This window comes from Variovorax boronicumulans (assembly GCF_029892485.1).
GTDB lineage: Bacteria > Pseudomonadota > Gammaproteobacteria > Burkholderiales > Burkholderiaceae_C > Variovorax > Variovorax boronicumulans_B.
The window spans coordinates 993142-1015316 of record NZ_JARXVG010000001.1 but is presented as its reverse complement, the minus strand read 5'-3'; the positions used below and the strand labels follow the sequence as shown (position 1 = coordinate 1015316).

Annotated in this window: 28 protein-coding genes; 3 read left to right on the top strand and 25 right to left on the bottom strand. The window is 67.4% G+C overall.

The window, feature by feature from the left end; all coding sequences use genetic code 11:
- Window positions 1-8: 8 nt before the first annotated feature.
- From M2282_RS04840 to M2282_RS04740, 21 genes are all read right to left on the bottom strand, one after another.
- Window positions 9-299, bottom strand: coding sequence for a type II toxin-antitoxin system RelE/ParE family toxin (locus M2282_RS04840; protein WP_280807627.1), 291 nt, complete (start codon window positions 297-299; stop codon window positions 9-11).
- Window positions 300-301: 2 nt separating this feature from the next.
- The gene (locus M2282_RS04835) at window positions 302-520 is read right to left on the bottom strand and encodes an addiction module protein (protein WP_280807626.1); all 219 of its coding nucleotides are present in this window, start codon (window positions 518-520) and stop codon (window positions 302-304) included.
- 64 nt (window positions 521-584) lie between these two features.
- Window positions 585-875, bottom strand: coding sequence for a copper-binding protein (locus M2282_RS04830; protein WP_280807625.1), 291 nt, complete (start codon window positions 873-875; stop codon window positions 585-587).
- A 12-nt stretch (window positions 876-887) separates the two neighbouring features.
- The gene (locus M2282_RS04825; RefSeq protein ID WP_280807624.1) at window positions 888-1349 is read right to left on the bottom strand and encodes a DUF411 domain-containing protein; all 462 of its coding nucleotides are present in this window, start codon (window positions 1347-1349) and stop codon (window positions 888-890) included.
- A gap of 19 nt (window positions 1350-1368) precedes the next feature.
- Window positions 1369-1884 (bottom strand): cupredoxin domain-containing protein, encoded by a 516-nt coding sequence (locus M2282_RS04820; protein ID WP_280807623.1) that lies wholly within the window; start codon window positions 1882-1884, stop codon window positions 1369-1371.
- Between the two features lie 31 nt (window positions 1885-1915).
- Window positions 1916-3295: a multicopper oxidase family protein gene (locus M2282_RS04815; RefSeq protein WP_280807622.1), complete on the bottom strand. Its 1380-nt coding sequence runs from the start codon at window positions 3293-3295 to the stop codon at window positions 1916-1918.
- 1 nt (window position 3296) lies between these two features.
- Window positions 3297-4772 carry a TolC family protein gene (locus tag M2282_RS04810; RefSeq protein ID WP_280807621.1) on the bottom strand — a complete coding sequence of 492 codons (1476 nt, stop codon included), beginning with the start codon at window positions 4770-4772 and terminating at the stop codon, window positions 3297-3299.
- A 77-nt stretch (window positions 4773-4849) separates the two neighbouring features.
- On the bottom strand, window positions 4850-5263 hold the full coding sequence (locus M2282_RS04805; RefSeq protein ID WP_280807620.1) for a hypothetical protein: 414 nt from the start codon (window positions 5261-5263) through the stop codon (window positions 4850-4852).
- Window positions 5264-5287: 24 nt separating this feature from the next.
- A complete protein-coding gene (locus tag M2282_RS04800; protein WP_432422862.1) occupies window positions 5288-5566 on the bottom strand; it encodes a hypothetical protein in 279 nt (92 codons plus the stop codon).
- Window positions 5563-6564, bottom strand: coding sequence for a glycerophosphodiester phosphodiesterase (locus tag M2282_RS04795; RefSeq protein ID WP_280807619.1), 1002 nt, complete (start codon window positions 6562-6564; stop codon window positions 5563-5565). The genes M2282_RS04800 and M2282_RS04795 overlap by 4 nt, the downstream gene beginning before the upstream one ends.
- The gene (locus M2282_RS04790; protein WP_280807618.1) at window positions 6561-7154 is read right to left on the bottom strand and encodes a DUF1439 domain-containing protein; all 594 of its coding nucleotides are present in this window, start codon (window positions 7152-7154) and stop codon (window positions 6561-6563) included. Before M2282_RS04790 ends, M2282_RS04795 begins: the two co-directional genes overlap by 4 nt.
- 72 nt (window positions 7155-7226) lie before the next feature.
- Complete coding sequence (locus tag M2282_RS04785; protein WP_280807617.1) at window positions 7227-7715, bottom strand: GNAT family N-acetyltransferase; 489 nt, start codon at window positions 7713-7715, stop codon at window positions 7227-7229.
- Window positions 7716-7909: 194 nt separating this feature from the next.
- Window positions 7910-8695, bottom strand: a complete 786-nt coding sequence (locus tag M2282_RS04780) for an amino acid ABC transporter ATP-binding protein (RefSeq protein ID WP_280807616.1) — start codon at window positions 8693-8695, stop codon at window positions 7910-7912.
- Window positions 8679-9332 (bottom strand): amino acid ABC transporter permease, encoded by a 654-nt coding sequence (locus M2282_RS04775; RefSeq protein WP_280807615.1) that lies wholly within the window; start codon window positions 9330-9332, stop codon window positions 8679-8681. Before M2282_RS04775 ends, M2282_RS04780 begins: the two co-directional genes overlap by 17 nt.
- A 27-nt stretch (window positions 9333-9359) precedes the next feature.
- Window positions 9360-10022 (bottom strand): amino acid ABC transporter permease, encoded by a 663-nt coding sequence (locus M2282_RS04770; protein WP_013542617.1) that lies wholly within the window; start codon window positions 10020-10022, stop codon window positions 9360-9362.
- 15 nt (window positions 10023-10037) lie between these two features.
- Window positions 10038-10838, bottom strand: coding sequence for a transporter substrate-binding domain-containing protein (locus tag M2282_RS04765; protein WP_280807614.1), 801 nt, complete (start codon window positions 10836-10838; stop codon window positions 10038-10040).
- A complete protein-coding gene (locus M2282_RS04760) occupies window positions 10835-11602 on the bottom strand; it encodes a GntR family transcriptional regulator (RefSeq protein WP_280807613.1) in 768 nt (255 codons plus the stop codon). Before M2282_RS04760 ends, M2282_RS04765 begins: the two co-directional genes overlap by 4 nt.
- 96 nt (window positions 11603-11698) lie before the next feature.
- On the bottom strand, window positions 11699-13033 hold the full coding sequence (locus tag M2282_RS04755; protein ID WP_280807612.1) for an MFS transporter: 1335 nt from the start codon (window positions 13031-13033) through the stop codon (window positions 11699-11701).
- 21 nt (window positions 13034-13054) lie between these two features.
- Window positions 13055-14128 (bottom strand): hypothetical protein, encoded by a 1074-nt coding sequence (locus M2282_RS04750; protein WP_280807611.1) that lies wholly within the window; start codon window positions 14126-14128, stop codon window positions 13055-13057.
- Between the two features lie 191 nt (window positions 14129-14319).
- Window positions 14320-15087 carry an SDR family NAD(P)-dependent oxidoreductase gene (locus tag M2282_RS04745; RefSeq protein ID WP_280807610.1) on the bottom strand — a complete coding sequence of 256 codons (768 nt, stop codon included), beginning with the start codon at window positions 15085-15087 and terminating at the stop codon, window positions 14320-14322.
- Complete coding sequence (locus M2282_RS04740) at window positions 15084-15599, bottom strand: ester cyclase (protein WP_280807609.1); 516 nt, start codon at window positions 15597-15599, stop codon at window positions 15084-15086. The genes M2282_RS04745 and M2282_RS04740 overlap by 4 nt, the downstream gene beginning before the upstream one ends.
- A 133-nt stretch (window positions 15600-15732) precedes the next feature.
- On the opposite strand from M2282_RS04740, the gene M2282_RS04735 reads away from it, so the two are divergent.
- The gene (locus M2282_RS04735; RefSeq protein WP_280807608.1) at window positions 15733-16452 is read left to right on the top strand and encodes a Crp/Fnr family transcriptional regulator; all 720 of its coding nucleotides are present in this window, start codon (window positions 15733-15735) and stop codon (window positions 16450-16452) included.
- Window positions 16453-16465: 13 nt separating this feature from the next.
- On the opposite strand, the gene M2282_RS04730 is transcribed toward M2282_RS04735, so the two are convergent.
- Both M2282_RS04730 and M2282_RS04725 read right to left on the bottom strand, forming a co-directional pair.
- Window positions 16466-17443, bottom strand: coding sequence for a Bug family tripartite tricarboxylate transporter substrate binding protein (locus M2282_RS04730; protein ID WP_280807607.1), 978 nt, complete (start codon window positions 17441-17443; stop codon window positions 16466-16468).
- Between the two features lie 42 nt (window positions 17444-17485).
- Entirely contained in the window at window positions 17486-17926 is a 441-nt protein-coding gene (locus M2282_RS04725; protein ID WP_206174559.1) for an OsmC family protein, read from the bottom strand.
- 207 nt (window positions 17927-18133) lie between these two features.
- Between M2282_RS04725 and M2282_RS04720 the strand changes: the two genes are divergently transcribed.
- Both M2282_RS04720 and M2282_RS04715 read left to right on the top strand, forming a co-directional pair.
- Entirely contained in the window at window positions 18134-19825 is a 1692-nt protein-coding gene (locus tag M2282_RS04720; RefSeq protein WP_280807606.1) for a long-chain fatty acid--CoA ligase, read from the top strand.
- Window positions 19826-19909: 84 nt separating this feature from the next.
- Window positions 19910-20449, top strand: a complete 540-nt coding sequence (locus M2282_RS04715) for a thermonuclease family protein (protein WP_280807605.1) — start codon at window positions 19910-19912, stop codon at window positions 20447-20449.
- A 26-nt stretch (window positions 20450-20475) separates the two neighbouring features.
- Here the strand turns inward: M2282_RS04715 and M2282_RS04710 are convergent, their stop codons facing one another.
- Both M2282_RS04710 and M2282_RS04705 read right to left on the bottom strand, forming a co-directional pair.
- Entirely contained in the window at window positions 20476-20724 is a 249-nt protein-coding gene (locus M2282_RS04710) for a hypothetical protein (RefSeq protein WP_280807604.1), read from the bottom strand.
- Between the two features lie 16 nt (window positions 20725-20740).
- Window positions 20741-22087 (bottom strand): NAD(P)/FAD-dependent oxidoreductase, encoded by a 1347-nt coding sequence (locus M2282_RS04705; protein ID WP_280807603.1) that lies wholly within the window; start codon window positions 22085-22087, stop codon window positions 20741-20743.
- Between the last annotated feature and the right edge of the window lie 88 nt (window positions 22088-22175).

Sequence of the window (22175 nt, the reverse complement as noted above, 5' to 3'; positions counted from 1 at the left end):
GCCTGTGCTCAGGACTGCGGCCAGTTGGCAGGATTCCGGCGATGGTGCATGCAGCTGAGCACCACTACGCGATCAGGCTCGACGACAAAGAAGACGGCATAGGGAAAGCGCTTGAGGTGGGCCCGGCGAACATCTTCCCAAACCAGTGGGGCACCTTCCGGTTGCCGCGCAATCCGATTCACCACCGCCTCCAGGCTGCGAGCGAACTCGGCGCCGAGGCCCACACGCTGTGATTCGTACCAGCCCTGTGCCTCCTGAAGCTGGAGCGCGGCGCTCTCCCGAAAAACGATGTCGAGCAAGGTCAGAGCTTCAGCGAGGTCTTGACCTGACTCCAGGGCACGACGGCTTGCGGATCTGCGCGATGCTCGGCACGGCGCCGCGCGATTTCGCTCTGTTCGCGCTCAGTCAGCGCTTGTGATTCGGCCTCGCGAGCGACGCTGTCCCACAGCTCCTCTGCGAGTTCGATGCGCTCGGCCACGCTCAGCGAAGAAAGAGCCAATTGCAGATCGGAACTTCCCATTTCGATCTCCCGATGCGTTGGTAATTCTTCATTCTATGCAGAGGCCTTGCGATGGGTTCGGCTCTCAACCCTCTGGCTCGATCGACAGCACCGTGAGCGCGCCGTCGACCTTGTCCGCCGTGAAGCGCACCTTGTCGCCCGGCTTCACCTTGCCGAGCAGCTCGGGGTCTTTCACGCGGAAGACCATCGTCATGCCGGTCATCTCGAGGTTCGGGATGTCGCCGTGCTTCAAGGTGATCTTCTTCGCATCGGTGTCGATCTTGCGCACCTCGCCTTCGACGGCGGGCAGCGCAGCTTGCGCGAAGGCGGCCGCGGCGAGGAGGGCGGCGGAGAGGACGGTGAGGAGTTTCTTCATGGCCATGTTCCTTCAGCGATAGCTTTGATAGACACGCGTGCTGCCATCGGCCAGCACGAGCAGCACGTCGTACGGATCGCGCTGGTCCCCGTAGGCCGGGCCATCCATGCCCGGCGAGCCGACCGGCATGCCGGGCACCGCGAGGCCGACGGCCTTGGGCTTTTCCTTCAAGAGGCGCTGCACTTCGCGCGCGGGCACATGACCCTCGATGGCATAGCCGCCGATCAGGCCGGTGTGGCACGAGCCCAGCTTGGCAGGCACGCCGAACCGGGTGCGCGCGGCCGTGTTGCCTTCGTCGTGCACCTTCGTGGCAAAGCCGTTCTTGTTGAGGTGCTTCACCCAGTCCTGACAGCAGCCGCAGTTCGGGTCTTTCCATATCTCGACCATTGGCGCCGCAGCGAAAGCGGTGAGCGGCAGGGTGGATGCGAGCGCCAGCAGCGGGGCGGCGCGCTTCAAGAGGATTCGTCGTTGCATGGTGATCTCCTTGGTTCGATCAGGACTCTTGGGGCGAAACGGCCAGCACGCGGATGCAGCCGGCCATGCCGAGTTCGAAGTGGTCTTTCACGAGGCACGCGAAGTCGAAGTCGCCGGCGCGGTTGAAGGTCCAGACCATCTCGCCGCTCTTGCCTGCGGGCACATGCACCATCCACGGATCGTCGTGTTCCATGTCCGGGAATTTCTTCATCATGGCCGCGTGGTTCGCGATCTCGGACTCGGTGCCGAGCACGAGCTCGTGCAGCTCCTTGCCCTTGTTCCTCAGGCGCAGGCGGATGGTGTCGCCCTCGCGCACCTCGATCACCGAAGGCGTGAAGGTCATGTCGTCGGCCATCGCGATGTCGATGGTGCGGCGCACGGCGCTCGCCTTGCCTTCGATGCCCCAAGGCTTTTGCTCGAGGGCGAGCGTGGTGGCGCCCTTCGGCTTCGGCGTGTGGTTTTCATGGGCCTGCGATGCGGTTGCTGCAGCGGCTAGCGCGATGCAAAGTGCGATGGACTTGAAGATCTTGTTCATGCGATGAACTCCGAAATGAAAGTGAATGTGGTCAGTGGTTGTGCGTGCCCGACGGCTTGCGCACGGTGGCGTCGGTGTCGCTGCTGTTGCCCGGCGATGGTGCGTCGCGCGTGGCCGGCGGCACGGCGGCGCCGGCCACTTCGTGCGCCACCGTGCCGGCCGGGTGCTTGAACCAGCCCGGGTCCTTGTAGTCCCCCGGCTTCTGGTCGCGCCGTACCTTCAGCAGCGTGAACATGCCACCCATCTCGGCCGAGCCGAACGGGCCGGCGCCAGTCATCATGGGCATCGTGTTGTCGGGGATGGGCATCTCCATTCCGCCCATGTCGGCCATGCCCTTGTCGCCCATCACCATGTAGTCGGGCACGAGCTTCTTGATCTTCTCGGCCACGCCCTTGTGGTCCACGCCGATCATGGTCGGCACCTCGTGGCCCATCGGTCCCATCGTGTGATGCGCCTTGTGGCAGTGCAGCGACCAGTCGCCTTCTTCATCCGCGATGAATTCCATCTGCCGCATCTGGCCCACCGCCACGTCCACCGACACCTCGGGCCAGCGCGCGGTGCGCGGCACGGGGCCGCCGTCGGTGCCGGTCACCTCGAACTCGTGGCCGTGGATGTGGATCGGGTGGTTGGTCATCGTGAGGTTGCCCACGCGGATGCGCACCCGGTCGCCCTTGCGCACATTGAGCGTGTCGATGCCGGGGAACACGCGGCTGTTGAAGCTCCAGATGTTGAAGTCGGTCATGGTGTTGACCTTGGGCGTCGCGCTGCCGGGCTCCACGTCGAAGCTGCCGAGCAGGAAGCAGAAATCGCGCTGCACCGGTTCGATGAGCGGATGGCTCTCTTTCGGGTGCGTGACCCAGAAACCCATCATCCCCATCGCCATCTGCACCATCTCGTCGGCATGCGGGTGGTACATGAAGGTGCCGGGCCGACGCGCAGTGAACTCGTAGACGAAGGTCTTGCCCGGCGGAATGTGCGGCTGCGTGATGCCGCCCACGCCGTCCATGCCGTTGGGCAGGCGCTGGCCGTGCCAGTGCACGGTCGTGTGCTCGGGCAGCCTGTTGGTCACGTAGATGCGCACGCGGTCGCCCTCTACCACCTCGATGGTGGGGCCGGGCGACTGGCCGTTGTAGCCCCACATGTTGACCTTGAAGCCGGGCGCCATCTCGCGCACGACGGGTTCGGCGACGAGGTGGAATTCCTTGACGCCGGCGTTCATGCGCCAGGGGAGCGTCCAGCCGTTGAGGGTGACGACCGGGTTGTAGGGGCGGCCGTTCGGCGGGGCGAGCGGTGGCGCGGTGGCGGTGGAGCTTTGCGTCACCGGTTCGGGCAGCGCGGCCATCGAGACGCGGCTCACGGTGGTGGCTGCCACGGCCGTGGCGGCGCCTGCGAAGAAATTGCGGCGGTTCATGTCAGTGCCCTCCCGCCGCAGGTGCATCGCCGGCCGTGGTCGTCTGCAGCGCCGTCATGCCGCCGGGCGAACTGCCGGTGAGCACGAGTTGCAGGTCGGTGTCGGCGAGCCAGAAGTCGCGCTGAGCCTCCATGCCGGCGTTCACCACGAGCATGCTCGCGCGGGTTTCGCCGAGCAATTCCCACACGCTCGCGAGCATGCCGTTGTAGCGCAGCACCATTTCCTCGTTGACCTTCTTGCGCAGCGGCAGCACCTCGTCGCGGTAGCGGCGCGCCAGCGCATAGGCGGTGTTCCAGCCCTGCCAGGCTTCGCGCGCCTCGCTCGCGGCCAGCACGCCCACGTCGCGCACGCGGGCGGCCGACTGCATGTACTGCGCCTCGGCGCGGCCGGTGCGTGCCTGGCCCCAGTCGAACAACGGCAGCGGCAGGTCGAGTTCGAAGCCTCTCTTGGTCGAACGCGAACGCTCGCCGTCGTTGGCGAAGGTGGTGTTGCGTACGGCACCGATCTCCAGGGCGTTGATGACATGCGTGGCACGCGTGAGGCCGAGCGAATCGGCCACCGCCGTGTTCTGCGCCTGTGCCGAACGCACGTCGAGCCGGTCGCGCAGGGCGCGGGCCTGCACGTCGCCGAGGTCGGGCGCGGACTGCGGCAGAGGAGGCAGGCGATCGGGCAGCGTGTAGCTGGTGCGCTCGCCGCCGAGGCCGAGCAATCGATTGAGTTGCTCACGCGTGGCGACGGCCATCTGCTCGGCGCGCGCGAGCTGCGCCGCGGCATCGGCCAGCAGTAGCTGTTCGCGCGTGCGCTGCAGCGTGCTCCAGTTGCCGGCCTTGGCCATGCGGTGCGCGAGCTCGGCGCCGGCTTCGGCCGCGTCCTTCGCATCGCGCAGGTACGCCACGCTCTGCTGCGCCGACACTGCGCGCACCCACGCGCGGCGTGTGTCGGCGGCCAGCAGCAGCACGTTCTGCGCGGCCTGCAGCTTGGCGGCCTCATGCCGCTGGCCAGCCCAGCGGGCCTGCCACGGCAGCGTGACGAGCCCGATCACGTTGAAGCTCAGCATCCGCTCGAACTCGCGCTCGCGGCCTTGCGCGAGGCGGCTGAACGAGAGCACCGGGTTCGGCAGGCTCGCGGCCTGCACGCGGTCGGCGTCGCTCAGCTGCAGCGTGGCGAAGGCGTCCTGCACGCGTGGGCTGTTGAGGAGGGCGATGCGCACGGCGGCTTCGGCATCGAGCGGCTTGGCGAGCAGCGCGTCGACGCTCTTCTGCGAAGCTTCGTCGGGCGCACGCTGCGCGGTGCTGCCCGCCATCAGCGGGTTGCCCGCGACCAGCGCCTGCACGTCGGCAGTGCCGCCGTCGGGCGACAGACTGGCACATCCGGCCAGCACCAGAGCGCTGCCGAGTGCGGCGGCGCGCTTGAGCAGCGCGCTACTTCTTCGATAGCGAAGGGGACCGGCAAGCTGCCGGCGAACAATGGGGTTCACGCTCGATCTCCATGAGCAATACGATCAACGCCGAGAGCCGGCAAAGGCTCACTGCGGACGGACTACGGGCAGGGAGGTCAGGAAATGGGCGGCTTGAGGCCCGGCACGGGCTCTGCGCTCGCGAAGCGGGCCGCGTGGGCAGCCGGCGGCGCTTGAGGGGCGCCGTGGACGATATCGATGAGGAGTGTGCCGCCTAGAGCCACCGTGTGGCAGACCTGGCAGACGGTGCAGGTGCCGCAGCCCTGGTGGTCGGTGCCGTGGCTGGTGCTGCTGCCATCGTCATGGTGCGCCATAGCGCTCATGCCGCTATCGGCTGCGTTCATGGCTTCATGGCAATGCGCATCTGCCGCCACCGGGGCTGGGGAGGCCTCTTCAGCAACGACCGATGCAGCCGGCAGCGAGTGCCGCACCATCTCCACCGCCATCGCATCGCCCAGCCAGCCGCGGATGGGCAGCAGGGCGATCATGAGAGCGAGCAGCAGGGTGCGCATGGGTAACGATGATAAACCGGTGCCCTAAGACACCAGCTGCCCGCGGGCCTTGTCGACCCACACCTGCAGGTTGTCCAGCAGGTCCTTCTGGCTGAAGGAGCAGCTCTCTTCGCTGAAAAGCGCGCTCGATTCGAGGCGGTCGAGCAGGTTCAGCAAGACCTCGCTGTAGCGCGTTGGCAGGGCGCCCAGCAGCTCGGTGCTGGCGCGGGCCTCGTTCGAGAGCGTGGTGACCGATCCGCCGCTGCCGCGCAGCGCTGCGATGCGGCCGGCGATGGCATCGAGTTGCTGTGCGGCGATGCTCACGACGATGCCTTTCCCGAAGGCGGCGTCGACAGCCCGCGCTCGCGCATCAGGTCGCGCAGCACATCGGGATAGTCGGTAATCAGCCCATCCGCGCCCCAGTCCATCAGCCGCAGCATGTCGGCGCGCTGGTTCACGGTCCAGGGCAGCACCTTCATGCCGAGCTTCTGCGCTTCCTTGATGACGGCCGGCGTGAGGTCCGCATAGGCCGGCGACCAGATCACCGGACCGGCGCCCGGGCTTGCTGCGGCCTTCACAAGTTGCGGCACCGAGGCAAAGCTGGCCGCATCGAGCCCGGCGGTCCAGCGGCTGTCCTTCAGCGTGCGAGCGGTGCTGAGGTAGGCGCGAGGCAATTGCGGCGCGAGCTGGCCGACGAGCGCCAACGTGCGCCAGTCGAAGCTCTGGATGGTCACGCGGTCGGCCATCTTCGCCTTGTCGATTTCCGCGAGCACGGCGCGCACCATGGGCTCGGGGGCTGCGGTTTCGTCGGGCTTCGTCGGATCGATCTTGGTCTCGATGTTGAAGTGCACCGTGGCCGCTGCCGCGCCGCGCGCCTGCACCAGCGCGAACAGCGCGGCGAGCGTCGGAATGCGCTCGCCGTCGCGCGGCTGCTGCAGCGCGAACTGCTTGCCGTAGTTGCTGCTCGGGTTCAGGCGCCCCACGTCGTAGGTCTGCAACTGCGCCAGCGTGAGCGAACGCACGGGCGCGCCGCTCTTCGCCGGGAGCCAGTTGCCGCCGGCATCGCGCGTGTGGTCGGGGTTGAGCGCGGTGTCGTGCGAGATCACGACCACGTTGTCGGCGGTCAGGCCGATGTCCAGCTCCAGCGTGGTTACGCCGAGATCGATGGCATTGGAGAACGCTGCCAGCGTGTTCTCGGGCGCCAGGCCGCGCCCGCCCCGGTGGGCCTGCAGGTCGAAGTGCTGTTTGGCGGTCGGGGCGATGGCGGCGCAGCCCGCGAAGACCGCGACGAGCAATGTGGCGACGAGCAGGGGGTATTTCATTTCAGCTGCACCTTGATGCCGTTGTCCTGCACGGTGATGTCGCCGATCTCGTAGGTCTTGCGGCCCATGGTGAGTTCGTCGGCGGTGAAGCTGCGCAGCACCTGGCCCTGCAGCAGTTCCTGCGCGACCACGGCGCCAACCTTCTGCAGCCGCTCGGCATCGCGGCCTTCCACGCCCTGCAGTTCGAGCCGCTCGGCCTTCGGGTGATCGAGCCTCAGCGTGCGCGTGGCCGCGTCGTAGCGCAGCGCGCTGCTCATCGACACCACGCCCTGCACTGGCGAGGCGGCCAGCAGCGGGCTCGCAATGGTCAGCGTGGCGGTGAGCGCCGCGCGGTTGGTGGCGGCATCCAGGCCCAGTTGCGGATCGCGCAGGCCGACCATGAAGATCTCGGCATAGCGCTCGGCCACGGGAAATCGCTTGGCGATCATCGTCTGCAGCTCGTCGCGGCTCGCGGTGTATTCGCTGGTGAAGAAGTTGAAACCAGCCAGCGCCGCGAACGGGGCTTGCAGGGCTGCGGCGCCCAACAGCGCGTGCAGCACCCGGCGGCGGGAGGCGAAGGAGCGGTGGGGGGACGAGGGGCGGAGGGTCATAGGAGTTCGGAGCTTGCCACAGGCCGATGCGTTCCCGCCAGCGCCGGTGCGGCGCCATCGCCTGTCGGACAGTCAGCCGTCGATGCGCAATTCATAGCGGGCGAAAGACCGGGTTCCCTTCTGGATGACGCTGTGCAGCACGAAGCCGAAGCCTTCGTAGAGCGTGCGCAGCGCCTGCCGGTCAGCCACGCAATCGAGGAGCAGGTACGGGCGCCCCAGGCTGCGGGTGCGTTCGCGCGCGAAGGCCAGGAGGGCGGTCGATACGCCCTTGCCGCCCCACGACCTGCGCACTGCCAGCTTGTGCACGAACGCCGAACTTCCGGGTTCGATCTCGGGCCAGAAGAAGGCGTCTTCCATGTCGATCCGCACCACGCCGGCCACGTCGCCGTTCTCGCGTGCGATGAAGTAGCGCCCGGCATCGGTATCGCCCTGCACGCGTTCGAGGCCGACATCGGTGGCTGACCACAGCGGCCGGCCCCCGGTGGCGAGCCATTGGGCGGCTTCGTTCAGGACGGCGGCGACAGCGGCCGCTTCGGCGGGGAGGGCTTGTTCGATGTGCATCGCGGGCCGAGGATAGCGGACCCAGAAGTCATCAGAGCGGCCGTTGATCGGCGGTTCACCGGAGCGTGCCCAGTGCGCAGGGCGTCGGGTGCTCCCCGCAGCGAAATCAAGGAGGAGGCCGCAGGCCGGGGGACATTCGCGGAGGGGAGCACCCGGCGGCCTGTGCACCCACCCCTAACCAGCAGCGCAAAAAATCAGTCGTGCAGCGAAGACAGGAACTGCTTCAACTCCGCCGTCTGCGGATTCCCGAACAGCTCTCCCGGCGGCCCCATCTCGTGCACGCGCCCCTGGTGCATGAAGATCACCCGGTCGCTGACCTTGCGCGCGAAGCTCATCTCGTGCGTCACCATCAGGAGCGTCATGCCTTCATCGGCCAGCGACTCCACCACGCGCAGCACCTCGCCCACCAGCTCGGGGTCGAGCGCCGAGGTGATCTCATCGCACAGCAACACGGCCGGCTCCATCGCGAGCGCACGGGCGATGGCCACGCGCTGCTGCTGGCCGCCCGAAAGCTGATCGGGCATGGCATCGAACTTCTCGGCGAGGCCGACGCGGTCGAGCAGCTTGCGCGCCTGCGAAGCGGCTTCCAGCGACGCGCGCTTCTTCACCAGCGTGGGCGCGAGCATCACGTTCTTGCCGACCGTGAGGTGCGGGAACAGGTTGAAGCTCTGGAAGATCATGCCCACGCGTTGGCGCAGCTCGCGCATGGCCATTGCGCTCTCGCGCAGCAGCGGCTTGCTGTCGACGGTGAGCGAGCCTTCCTGGAACACTTCGAGCCCATTGATGCAGCGCAGGAGCGTGCTCTTGCCCGAGCCGCTCTTGCCGATGATGGCGATCACCTCGCCGCGCTTCACCTCCAGGTCGATGCCCTTCAGCACCTCGTTGGTGCCGTAGGACTTGCGCAGCGCCGTGACGCGCACGATGGGCGCGGCGAACGTGGTGGCGGATTCGGGTTTGGCTTGGTCAAGCACGGCGGCCATGGGTCTTCCTCTCGAGGTTCTTGGCGTACAGGCTCACGGGAAAGCACAGCACGAAGTAAAGCAGCGCCACGCAGCTGAACACCACGAAGGGCTTGAAGGTGGCGTTCGAAATCATGCTGCCGGCCTTGGTGAGTTCGACGAAGCCGATCACCGAGGCGAGCGCCGTGCCCTTGATCACCTGCACCAGGAAGCCGACCGTGGGCGCGATCGCGATCTTCACGGCCTGCGGCAGGATCACATGGCGCATCTGCTCGCCGAAGCTCAGGGCCAGGCTGCCCGAAGCTTCCCACTGGCCCTTCGGAATCGAGGCCACGCAGCCGCGCCAGATCTCGGTGAGAAAGGCGCTGGTGTAGAGCGTGAGCGCCACGCTCGCGGCGGTCCACGCCGACACGTCGATGCCGAACAGCGTGATGCCGAAATAGGCAAGAAACAGCTGCATCAGCAGCGGCGTGCCCTGGAAGAGCTGCACGTAGAGGCCGACGGCCTTGCCCGCAATCTTGCCGCCGCGCAGACGCACGAACAGCAGCAGCCCGCCCACGATGCCGCCGCCGATGAAGGCGATCAGCGAGAGCACCACGGTCCAGCGCAGCGCCATCAGCAGGTTGCGAACGATGTCCCACAGAGAAAAATCACTCATGACGATGGGTTTCCTTCTGTGGTGCGTTCAACGGCCGAAGAAGAACTTCGGCCCTGCCCAATTGAGCAAACGCCGCAGCGCCACCGACAGCGCGAGATAAATCAGCGTGGCGATGATGAAGGCCTCGAACGCGCGGAAGTTGCGGCTCTGGATCAGGTTGGCCGCGTAGCTCAGCTCCTCGGTCGAGATCTGGCCGCACACCGCCGAGCCCAGCATCACGATGATGATCTGGCTCACCATCGAGGGCCACACCTTCTTGAGCGCGGGCGGCAGCACCACGCGCAGGAACACCTGCGACTTGCTGAGCGCCAGGCTCACGGCGGCTTCGATCTGCCCCTTGGGCGTGGCCTCGATGCCGGCACGAATGATCTCCGTGGAGTACGCGCCCAGGTTCATCACCATCGCGATCACCGACGCCACCTCGGGCGAGAGCTTCACGCCCGCCGCCGGCAGTCCGAAGAAGATGAAGAACAGCTGCACGATGAAGGGCGTGTTGCGGATCAGCTCCACATAGGTGCCCACGATGGCGCGCAGCCACGCGGGTCCGCCCGAACGCGCCCACGCGCACAGCGTGCCCACGATCATGCCGAGCACGGTGCCGATGGCGGTGAGGCCGACGGTCCACGCCACGCCGCGCAGCAGCAGCGGCCATTCGGCGAGCACCGCGCCAAAGTCAAACTCGATGTTCATGGCCGCGTGGTTCGATCAGACCGGAAGGTCGCCGGCTGCCTTGCCGAGCCACTTCTTCGACATGGCGTCCAGCGTGCCGTCCTTCTTGGCGGCGGCAATGATTTCGTTGACCTTGGCCTTCAAGGCGGTTTCGCCCTTGGCGACGCCCACGAAGCAGGGGCTGTCTTTGAGCAGCAGCTTGAACTCGGCGCTGACCTTCGGATTCTTGGCGAGCATGTCGCCGGCCACTGCAGCGCTGGTCGCGAGGGTTTGCGTCTGGCCGGCCACGAAGGCTGCGATCGTCGCGTTGTTGTCCTCGAAGCGGCGGTAGTCGACGTTCGCCGGCGCCACCTTGTTCAGCTCCTGGTCTTCCATGGCGCCGCGCGTCACGGCGACGGTCTTGCCGGCCATCTCGGAGAAGTTGGTGAGCTTCATGCTCTTGGCGGCGTACACGGCCTGGAAGAAGGGCGCGTAGGCCGACGAGAAATCGATCACCTTCTCGCGCTCGGGGTTCTTGCCGAGCGTGGAGATCACGAGGTCGGCCTTGCGCGTCTGCAGATACGGAATGCGGTTGGCGCTGGTGACGGGCACCAGCTCGACCTTCACGCCGAGCTTGGCGGCGATGAGCTCGGCCATTTCGACGTCGAGGCCCTGCGGCTTCATGTTCTTGTCGACCGAACCGTAGGGCGGGTAGTCGGTCGGCACGGCGATCTTGATGGTCTTGGCCTTGAGCACGTTGTCCAGGGCGTTCTGGGCATGTGCGCCACCGGCCGCGGCCAGCATGGCGAGGGAGGTGATGGCAAGAGCGAAGTGGCGTTTGGATGCAGAGAAGTTCATAGCAGGGCTCCTAGGTAAGTCGATGAATCGGTGTCGTCGGGGGAGGGCGCAGGCTTGCGGCGCCTGGGTTTGGCCGAGGCCGTGTTCTGCAGCGGCGCCAGCGCATCGCGCAGCTGCGCCAGCGGATCGGTCGGCGCCTGCACGCGCAGTGCCGACTGCACGGTGCCTATGTGCGCGGCCATCAGCGCCTCGGCGGCGGCGTGGTCGCCACGCTCGAGCGCCGCGATGATCTGCACGTGGTCTTCGCAGGACTGCACCGCGTCGTGCGTGCTCTGGTAGAGCATGGCGATCAGCGTGGTGCGCGCGGTGAAGTCGCGCAGCGTGTCTGCGAGCAGCGTGTTGCCCAGGCACTCGGCCAGGCACACATGGAAGTCGCCGAGCAGGAAGCTGCGGTTGCCGACGTCGCTCTCTTTCAGTGCGCCCTTTTCACGCTGGAGGTGCGCCTTCAGTTGGCGCAGGGCCGTCTTGTCGAGCTTGCCGGTGGTGCCTGCGCTGCGGATGAGGCCCAGCTCGATGACGCGCCGCGCCTCGAAGGCTTCGCGCGCTTCTTCCTGCGAGGGCTCGATCACGAACCAGCCGCGCCGCGCGCTCACGGTGACGATGCCGCGCGCCGCCAGCCGGGTGAGGGCTTCGCGCACGATGGTGCGGCTGCAGTCGAAGAGCATGGCCAGCTGCTGCTCGCCCAGGCGCGAACCCGGCGCGAGCTTCTGCGCCATCACCGCTTCGACGATGCGTGCACTGATTTCGGATGCGGAGGTAGACATTCGCCTGCATACCAGCAGCTTTTGTGCCAACTGGTATGCAAGATCTGTGCACCGAAATGGATCGGTGCCGTGCGCCCATGGTGCGGCGCGAGCGGGCTATCGCCTGGCCAGCGCGCTCGCGGGCAGAGCCAGCAACATCAGAAGCGCCGACAGGACTAGCGCCCCGCCCAGCACGTAAAGGCTGGCCGTGAAGCCACCCGTCAGCGTCTTGAGCGCGCCGACCATCATCGGCGCGACCAGCCCCGCGCTGCCGCCGATGGTGCTGATGAGCGCGATGCCCGCGGCCGCGGCGCTCCTGGACATGAAGTTGCCCGGAATCGCCCAGAGCACGGTGAACGCGCTCGAGATGCCCATCGACGCCAGCGCCAGGCACAGGACGGCCGCGAACGGGCTCTGCATGAAGAGCGTGGTCAGCGCGAGGCCCGCTGCACCCACGAGCGCACCAAGTGCGAAGTGCCAGCGCCGTTCCTTCATGCGGTCGGAATGCCGCCCGACCACGATGTTGGCCGCGATGCCCGCGACCGCCGGAATGACCGAATAGAAGCCGATCTGCAGCACGCTGAGCCCCATCGACTTCAGGATGGTCGGCTGCCAGAACGACAGCGCATAGATGCCCAGGATGATCAGGAACGACATGAAGCCGATCAGCCACACTCGCCCGTCACGCATGGCCGCGCCGAAGGTATGCCGCTCGGCGGCTCCGTGCGCGGCCTGGTCCTCGGCCAGCAGGCGCGCCACGCGTTGTTTCTCGGTGGCGGTGAGCCAGGGGGCCTGCGCAGGGCTGTTCGAGAGCCAGCGGAAGGCCGCAATGCCCAGCATCACGCTCGGCAGCCCTTCGAGCAAAAACAGCCACTGCCAGCCACGCAGCGAGAGCACGCCGTCGAGGTAGGTCATCGTGAGCCCGGCGATGGGCCCCGCGACGATCGGCGCCGCGCCGAAGGCCATGAAGAACAGCGCGGTTGCCTGCGCGCGGCGGTGCGAGGGAAACCAGAGCGTCAGGTAGAACAGCACGCCGGGCGCGAAGCCCGCCTCGAACACGCCGATCAGAAAGCGCAGCACATAGAACTGCGTCGGCGTCGTCGCGAACATCATGGCCGCCGAGGCCAGGCCCCACAGGCCCATGATGCGCAGCAGCGTTGCACGCACGCCGATCTTCGCGAGCATCAGGTTGCTCGGAATCTCGAACACCGCATAGCCGATGAAGAAGATGCCGGCCCCCAGGCCGAACACCGCATCGCTGAAGCCCAGCTGGTCCTTCATCTGCAACTGCGCATAGCCGACGTTGGTGCGGTCCAGGTAGTTCAGCACATAGCAGGCGCACAGCAGCGGCATCAGCCGCCAGGTGATCTTGCGGAAAAGCGCGGCGTCGTCGCGCGCATCGGCCGAGGCGGGCGTGCGCGCATCGGTGGCATCGAGGGTGGCGGTGTTCATCGGGTGTCTCCTTCTTTTTTCTCAGGGCCGGGCCAGCGCGCCGAAGCTCGTCTCGCCCCAGAGGTGACTCGTCGGTGCGCCCGGAAAGAGCCAGTGCGGAGAGCATTCGCTCGACGGCACGACGTTGCTGAACCCATGCGACGACGAGGTGCCCGCGAGCGTTTTCTCCAGCACCATCGACAGGTACTGGTCGTTGCTGCTCTCCTGCGTGTTGCCGTTGAGGATCACCTCCGCGCCCGTCGCCTGCGCGTAGCGGCGGATGCCGTTGTGGCGCGACTGCAGCGGCGCCCAGCTGTCGGCCGCCACGCCGTTTTCGCTGCTCACCCGCAGGCCGTCGGCGGTGCGATAGACCAGCGAGTGGTTCCCTTCGGTGTGCCCCGGCGTGTGCACCAGCGCAAGCCCGCGGCCCAACTGGATGCTGCCGTCGAAAGCGACGACGCGTTCGGCCGGCACGCCATCGATCCCATGCGGGCAGTACCACTCGGCCTGCACCGGCAGCAGTCCCTGCACATTCGCGAGTTCCTGCCGGTGGACGAGCAGCTTCGCGTTCGGCAACAGGCCCGGCGCATCCGCGTTGCCCAGCCAGCGCCGCACGTCCTGCGTGTGCAGGTGGTCGTAGGTGATGTAGTCGATCTGTTCAGGTGCCACGCCGCAGCTCGCCAGCGCCTGCGGCACCGTCTGGTAGACCGGGGCGATGGTCTTGTGCAGGAACTTCGGCGTCTGCTCGCTCAGCCGCTTGAAGTAGGGCGTTTCATTGCCCGCCTCGAAGTCGGCCGGCGTGAAGAGCAGCGTGCGCAGCCGGCCTTCGAAGTCGTCGTACTGAATCAGCACGGTGCGCGCCAGCAGGTGGACCATGTGCGGCTTGAGCAACTGCTGCGAATACACGCCGGTGAAGGCGAACCACGCGGGATACGGAATGCGCAACAGGTTGAAGCTGCGCGCAAAGCGCACCGGCGGCGCATCGAGCAGTTCTTCGCGCAATGCTTCGGCACCACGGCGGATGACGCGCAGGCGGTCTTGCGGCATCGCGGCGCTGCGCGCGCCGTCGAAGTGCGCCAGCTGCGCGAAGCCGGTGGGGTCAGGGTCTCGGATCATGTTCGTCTCCTGGAAATAAGGACTTGTCTTTCGATTCGATGCACGGCCGTCGATCGTTCGGCACAACGACAGCGCCTGGTGTGCGCAGGGCATCGGGTGCTCCCCGCAGCGAAATCAAGGAGGAGGGCGAAGCCCGGGGGACATTCGCGGAGGGGAGTACCCGGTGCCCTGCGTACACGCCCTGAAGGGGTTCAATACATGGACCGCCCACCCGAGATATCGAACACAGCCCCCGTACTGAAAGAGCAGTCGTCCGAAGCCAGCCACGCAGCCATCGCAGCCACTTCATCCACCTCGACGAAGCGCCCCATAGGCACACGCGCCAGCAGGGCGCTTCGCAGTTGTTCGCGATGCTCGGCCGGAACATCCGCGAACACCGCCGTGTCCGCCGCCGACGGCGTGATGCAGTTCACCAGCACACCGGACAACGCGAGCTCCTTGCCCAGCGACTTGGTCAGCGAAATCAACCCCGCCTTCGAGGCCGAGTACGCTGCGTTGAAGCCGTTGCCTTCCTTGCCTGCCACCGAGGCGATGTTGACGATGCGACCGCGCTGCCTTGCCAGCATCACCGGCACGATCGCGCGGCAACACAGCCATGCGCCCGTGAGGTTGATGTCGAGCACGTTGCGCCATTGCGCAGGCGTGTGTTCCCACGCAGAAACCGTCGGCCCGAGCACGCCCGCGTTGTTGACGAGGATGTCGATGCCGCCGAAGTTCTCCTGCGACTGCGAAGCCGCGCGCGCGATCTGGTCTTCGTCGCGCACGTCGACGAGGGCCGAAGTCACGGTGCCCAACGGGGCGAGTTGCCGCACTGCATCGGCCAGCGCCGCAGCTTCCACATCCCACAACGCCACGCTCGCACCGCTCGCCATGCAGCGCTGCGCAATGGCGAGGCCGATGCCGCGCGCACCGCCCGTCACGACGGCGTGGCGGCCTTCGAGCGGCCGCGCGGTGGTCATGCGACGGCGGCCTCAACCTTGGGCGTTGCCGCCGGCTGGCCGAGCAGTCCGCTCACCAGCGTGCCGACCATCTCCGGCGGCACGCCGACCAGCAGCTGCCGCAGCATCGTCAGCGTGTCGAAGTACACGCGCTCGCAGACCAGCGTGTCGCCCTCGAAGATGAAGAAGGCGTTCATGCGGCAGCGGAAGGCGTTGCCCGTCGGCGGAATGCCCTTGAGCGGGCCGCGGTGCGTGCCCAGCAGCCAGAACTCGACGATCACCGAATCGTCGGCGTGCCGCAGCTGGATGATCTCGTGGCGCTGGTCGGGGAAGGCGCGGCGCGTTTCAGCGTAGTACTGGCGCACGTCGTCGTTGCCGTCGTGCACCTCGCCGCTCGGAATCAGCTCGTAGTGCGGATGCGGGAAGGTTCCAAGCACCGCGTCGAAGTCCTGCCGCGTCTCGTCGGCGAAATGGTCGAGCACGAGGCGCTCGCGGCGGGCTTGAAGTTCGCATCGTTCGGTCTGGGTGTTCATCGGGGTGTGCTCCATGTGACAGGCGACATCGGGTTGCTGCAATTGCGGTGACCCGGGCTCGCTGCGTACTATCGGCACCCCCATGCACCAAGACTGTCCGTTGTTGGCATTCGCCACCCCGGGCAAACCCGCGATGCCACGCACTCCTTCATCCCGCGCTGCCAAAGCCCAGGCGACACCGTCACCGCCGCAGGGCAACGACATGCGGCTGGCCGAGGACGTGCAGGAGCGCCTGCTCGCGGTCGCACACCGGCGCACCCTGGCGCGCGGCGAATCGCTGTTCCACAAGGGCTCGTCGCCCGATGCGCTGTTCGGCGTGGTGAGCGGGTCGCTGCGCGTGAGCGTGGTCGCGCCGGGCGGGCGCGAGGCGGTGATCGCGATGCTCGAACCGGGGCACTGGTTCGGCGAGGTGTCGCTGCTCGTGGGGCGCGAGCGCGTCTACGACACCTTCGCGGTCGACGTCACCGAGATGGCCGTGGTGGCCGCGGCGGACTTCCACCGGCTGATCGCCGACCAACCCGATGTGCACATGGCCTTCACCCGGCTGGTCTGTTTGCGGTTACGCCAGGCGCTGGCGTGGATCGACGACGTGATCCTGATGCCGCTGCCCGTGCGGCTCGCGCACCGGCTGCTGACGCTGGATGCGCGCGCCGCCGTGCCGGGCGATGCAAGCGGCAGCACGATGCTGGGCGTGTCGCAGGAAGACCTGTCGTTCATGCTCGGCGTGTCGCGCCAGAGCGTGAACCGGCAGCTGAAGCTCTGGGAGGAAGACGGCACGCTGCGCGTGCGCTACCGCAGCATCGAACTCCTGCGCCGCGAGCAGCTGGAGCGGCACGCGCCCACACCGCGCTGAACGCGGCCGGCGCTCAGTCCATCCGCGCGCCCGAGGCCTTCACCGCCTTGTCCCACCGCGGCGCTTCCGTCGCGAGGAAACGCGCGAAGTCCTCGCTGCCCAGATAGGCCGGGTCAGCGCCCTGGCTCACCATGCGATCGCGCACCTCGGGGCTGGTCAGCACCTGCTTGAAGGCCTCGCTCAGCTTGGCGACCACGTCCTTGGGCGTGTCCTTCGGCGCAAGGAAGCCGTAGAAGCCGACCACCTCGAAGCCCTTGACGCCCGATTCGATGACCGTCGGCACGTCGGGCAGCGCGGGGTTGCGCTCGCGGCTGGTCACGGCCAGCGCACGCACCTTGCCCTGCTTGTGATAGTTGGCGGCCTGCGGAATCGACTCGGCCATGAACTGCACCTGCCCGCCCATCAAATCGGTGAAGGCCGGCGCGCTGCCGCGGTAGGGGATGTGGACCATGAAGATGCCGGTCGCGGTCTTGAACATCTCGGGCACGAGGTGGCTGATGCCGCCGTTGCCCGCCGAGCCGTAGTTGACCTGACCGGGCCGCGCCTTGGCGTAGTCGATGAACTGCTTCAAGTTCTGCACGGGCAGCTTGGGCGTGACCAGCAAGGCCAGCGGCTGCATGGCCGTGCGCGCGATCGGCACGAAGTCGCGCTGCGTGTTGTAGGGCAGCTTGCTGTAGAGCGCGCCATTGATCACCGCCACGCCGGTGTTGGCGAGCATCAGCGTGTAGCCGTCCGCCGGGCTCTTGGCGACCGCGTCCGCGCCTACGGAACCGCCCGCACCGGGCTTGTAGTCGACGATCAGCGGCTGGCCCAGCACGGCCTGCAGCTTGTCGGTGAGCAGGCGCGCGTGCTGGTCGAGCGGGCCTCCGGCCGGGAAGCCGATGACGATCTTGATTGGCTTGTCGGGATAGGCGGCGATGGCCGCCGTGGTGCCGAATGCGCCGAGCGCGAAAGAAAGGACCGCCAATGCGGTCCGGGTGGGCTTGTTCATGATCCGTCTCCTTGTTGTGGAGACGATCATAAGCAGCGCCGCTCAGCTGGCCAGCGTGGCCTTCAGCGTGATCTCGGGCACGCTCGCGAGCGCCTTCGACAGCGGGCAGCCGGCCTTGGCGGCGGCCGCGATTTCCTGGAACTTCGCTTCGTCGAGGTTGGGCACGGCCGCGTCCAGTTCGAGCTGGATGCGGTCGATCTTGAAACCGGCACCGTCCTTGGCCAGCCGCACGGCCGCCTTGGTGTCGATGCGCGTCGCGGCCAGGCCCGCTGCTTCCAGCGCGAAGGCAAAGGCCATCGTGAAGCAGGCCGCATGGGCCGCGCCGACGATCTCCTCGGGGTTGGTGCCGCGCTTGTCGTCCTCGAAGCGGCTCGCGAAGCCGTAGGGGTAGTCCTTCAGGGCGCCGGTCTCGGTGCTGATCTGGCCCTTGCCGGTCTTGCCGGCGCCTTCCCAGTGAACGCTTGCGTGCTTGTCTGCTGCCATGGTGGTCCTTCGGTGGGGTGATGGGTGGAGGGGAGGGACAGGTTCGCGCGGAAAGCCGGCCGTGTCTGTAGTCGCACGGCGCATCTGCGACAAGTGGCGAGTGTGAGAAAAAAGGGCGTCGCCAATGTGACGCTCCGGGGGCTTCCCCGATGGGAGGCGCGGCCGGGGCGGCTTAGGCTGCGGGCTGTCGTTTCATCCGCTCTCACCATGCAACAACGCCCGCATCACAAGTTCTGGCCCAAACGCCTCCCGCATTCGATCACCGTCCCCGCCACCTCGCTCTGGCACAACCTCGCGACCTCCGCCGCCCGCTACCCCGACAAGGCCGCGCTCGTGTTCTTCGGGCGCGTGATGAGCTACGGCGAGCTCGCCGACCAGATCGAGCGGCTGGCGGGCACGCTGCATGCGCTGGGCGTGCAGCGCGGGGACCGCGTGGTGCTGAACATGCAGAACTGCCCGCAGCTCGTGGTGGCGCATTTCGCGATCCTGCGTGCCAATGCGGTGGTGGTGCCGGTCAACCCGATGAACCGGGCCGAGGAGCTCAAGCACTACATCGTCGACCCCGACGCCAAGGTGGCGATCACCACCGGCGACCTTGCGGGCGAGCTGGCCAAGGCCAGCGACGCGCTGCCGGCCGCACAGCAGCTCGCGCACATCATCGTGACCCAGTTCACCGACGCATTCGACGCCAGCGTGACCGGCGACGATGCACCGGCGCCCGCATGGACCGCCTGGCTCACCACCCGCCACCCGCTGCCCGCGCTCGCCGGCGGCCAGGTGATGGCCTGGACCGATGCGCTCGAGGCCGGCCACCCGGCACCCGCGCATGTGGTGGGCGCCAACGACATGGCGCTACTGCCCTACACCAGCGGCACCACCGGCCTGCCCAAGGGTTGCGTGCACCACCATTCGAGCCTGATGCACAACGCCGTGTCGGGCCAGCTCTGGAGCCAGGCCACCTCCGAAGCGGTGGTGCTGGCGGTGGTGCCCATGTTCCACATCACCGGCGTGGTGAGCATGATGCACACCGCCATCCTTGCGGCGGCCACGCTGGTCATCATGCCGCGCTGGGACCGCGACGTGGCCGGCCGGCTCATCTCGCGCTGGAAGGTCACGAGCTGGACCAACATCCCGACCATGGTCATCGACCTCATGGCCAGCCCCAACTTCGCGAGCTACGACCTGTCGAGCATGAGCTACATCGGCGGCGGCGGCGCGGCCATGCCGCAGGCCGTGGCACAACGCCTGCTCGAGCAGTACGGCCTGAAATACCAGGAGGGCTACGGCCTCACCGAGACCGCCGCGCCTTCGCACACCAACCCCTCGGACAACCCCAAGCAGCAGTGCCTGGGCATTCCGTTCATGAGCACCGACGCACGCGTGGTCGATCCCGACACGCTGGCCGAGCTGCCCATCGGCGAATCGGGCGAGATCATCATCCATGGCCCCGAGGTGTTCCAGGGCTACTGGAAGCGCCCCGACGCCACGGCCTCCGCCTTCGTCGAGTTCGAGGGCAAGCGCTTCTTCCGCTCGGGCGACATGGGCCGCATGGACGAGGACGGCTACTTCTTCATCACCGACCGCCTCAAACGCATGATCAACGCGAGCGGCTTCAAGGTGTGGCCGGCCGAGGTCGAACTGCTGATGTTCCGCCACCCCGCGATCCAGGAGGCCTGCGTCATCTCGACCAAGGACGAATACCGCGGCGAATCGGTCAAGGCGGTGGTGGTGCTGCGCGCCACGCACAAGGACACCACCGAGCAGGAGATCATCGACTGGTGCCGCGAGAACATGGCGGTCTACAAGATCCCGCGCAAGGTGCAGTTCGTGGATGTGCTGCCCAAGAGCGGCAGCGGCAAGGTGATGTGGCGCCTGTTGCAGGAAGACGAAAACAAATGATTCGGCCGGATGGCGCGGGCGCTTCGCGTCGAGAATCTTCGCTCGCCGATCTTTCTCCTCGCAACGCGTCCGTTCCATTCCTGCATGCGCTTTCGCTCGTCTCTTCTTCTCGTTCTCTTCTTCCTTCCACTGCTGGCGCCAGCCGCACCCCGCAACTGCCTCATCGTCGGCGTGACCGACGGCGACACGCTCACCGCACGCTGCGGCCGCATCGGCGCCTATGAACAGGTCAAGGTGCGCATCGCCGCCATCGACGCGCCTGAAAAAAAGCAGCCCTACGGCCAGCGCAGCCGGCAGGCGCTGAGCCGCCTCTGCTACGCCGAGAAGGCCGTCATCACCGAACGCGACACCGACCGCTACGGCCGCACCGTGGCCGACGTGTCGTGCAACGGCGAGGACGCCGGCAGCCGCATGGTGTCGGGCGGCTGGGCCTGGGTGTACGACTACGACAAGATCGCGACGAAGCGCGGCGGCGGATTGTTCAGGCTGCAGGACCGGGCGCGCGCAGAGCACCTGGGCCTGTGGGCGGATTCGAAGCCGGAACCACCGTGGGACTGGCGCAAGAACCAGCGCCACCGCGAATCACGTTGGGGCAAAACACGCTGGGGCGAGGGCCTTTTCTAGGCGCCCACCGGGTGGCTAGGCGGTGCTCAGCAGGCACCGCCAACCCAGCAGCGCAGCGAGGGCATGAAAAGGCCCACGACGAAGGTGATGGCGCAGAACACCAGCAGGATCAGCGCCGCCATCCGCAGCCCGTCGGCGCTCCAGCGCGGCGCAAAGCTGCTGATGAGACCCGAGGCGAAGGTGCCCTCGAGCCGTTCCGCGCCACCCCAGCGAAGAACCCAGAGCAGGAACAGCGCTTCGAGCGCATGAATGGCGACCCACCAGATCAGCGACATGGTTTCGGTTTCGGGTTCAGGACTCGCTCTTGCCCTGCACGTCCGCCACCACGCGCGCATTGCGCTGGAAGCTCCAGTACGCACCAGCCCAGTCCATCATCACGACGATGCGGTTGCGGAACCCGATGAGGAAATACGCGTGCGCGAACAGCCAGAACAGCCACGCGAGCCGGCCGCTGAAACGCAGCGGGCCGAAGGGCGTGCCCAGGTCCACCACCGCCGAGTTGCGGCCGATGGTCGCGAGGTTGCCGTAGTCCGCATAGCGGAACGGCACGGTCGGCTGACCGGCGATGCGGCGCAGGATGTTCGACGCCGCGGCGCGGCCCATCTGCTTGGCGCCGGGCGACACGCCGGGCACCGGCTTGGGCGGCTTGCCGGGCGCATGGCTCATGGCGGCCGCAAGGTCGCCCACCACGCTGATTTCGGGGTGGCCCGCCAGGCTCAGGTCGGGCTCGACCTTGATGCGGCCCGCACGGTCGCATTCGACACCGGTGGCCGCGCCCAGCATGCGGCCCAGCGGCGAGGCCGCGACCCCCGCGGCCCAGACCACGCAGCTGCTATCGATTCGGTAGCTGTCGACTGCTGCGCCATCCGCGCCGCCGCCCGTCTGCACTTCGAGCCCGCGGCTGTCGATGGCGGTGACGCGCGCATTCAGGCGCACTTCGACGCCCAGTTTTTCCAGCTGCTCGAGCGCCTTCTGGCTCAGGCTCTCGGGCATGGCCTGCAGCACGCGCGGGCCGCCTTCCACGAGCAGCACCTGCGAGCTGCTCGGGTCGATGTGGCGGAACTCGCCCGAGAGCGTGTGCTTGGCGATCTCTGCCAGCGTGCCGGCCATCTCCACGCCGGTCGGGCCGGCGCCGATCACCACGAAGGTGAGCAGCGCGCGGCGTAGCGCGGGGTCGGTGGTGGTCTCGGCGGTTTCGAACGACAGCAGCACGCGGCGGCGGATCTCGAAGGCATCGGCCAGCGTCTTCAGGCCCGGCGCCACGGGCGCCCATTCGTCGTGGCCGAAATAGCTGTGCGTGGCGCCGGCGGCGACGATCAGGTGGTCGTAGGGCACGCTGGCGCCGCTGGCCAGCTGCACGCTGCGGCCGACGGGATCGATGGCGCTCACTTCGCCGAGCAGCGTGGTGATGTTGGGTTGCTTCCTGAACAGCGCGCGCACCGGGGCCGCGATGGAGGGCGCGGCGAGCCCGGCGGTCGCCACCTGGTAGAGCAGGGGCTGGAACAGGTGGTGGTTGGTCTTGTCGATCACGGTGACATCGACGTCGGCGCGCTGCAGCTTGCGGGCCGCCTCGAGTCCGCCGAATCCGCAGCCGACGATGACAACCTTGGGCCTTGCCTGGGAGGTGTTCGTTTGCATCGAACGGATGATACGCAGCCGCCCTGCACACCCCGCCATCTTGTGCCACAGTGGCTGCCCGTCGACTTTCCGGCGGCGGCCCTGCGGC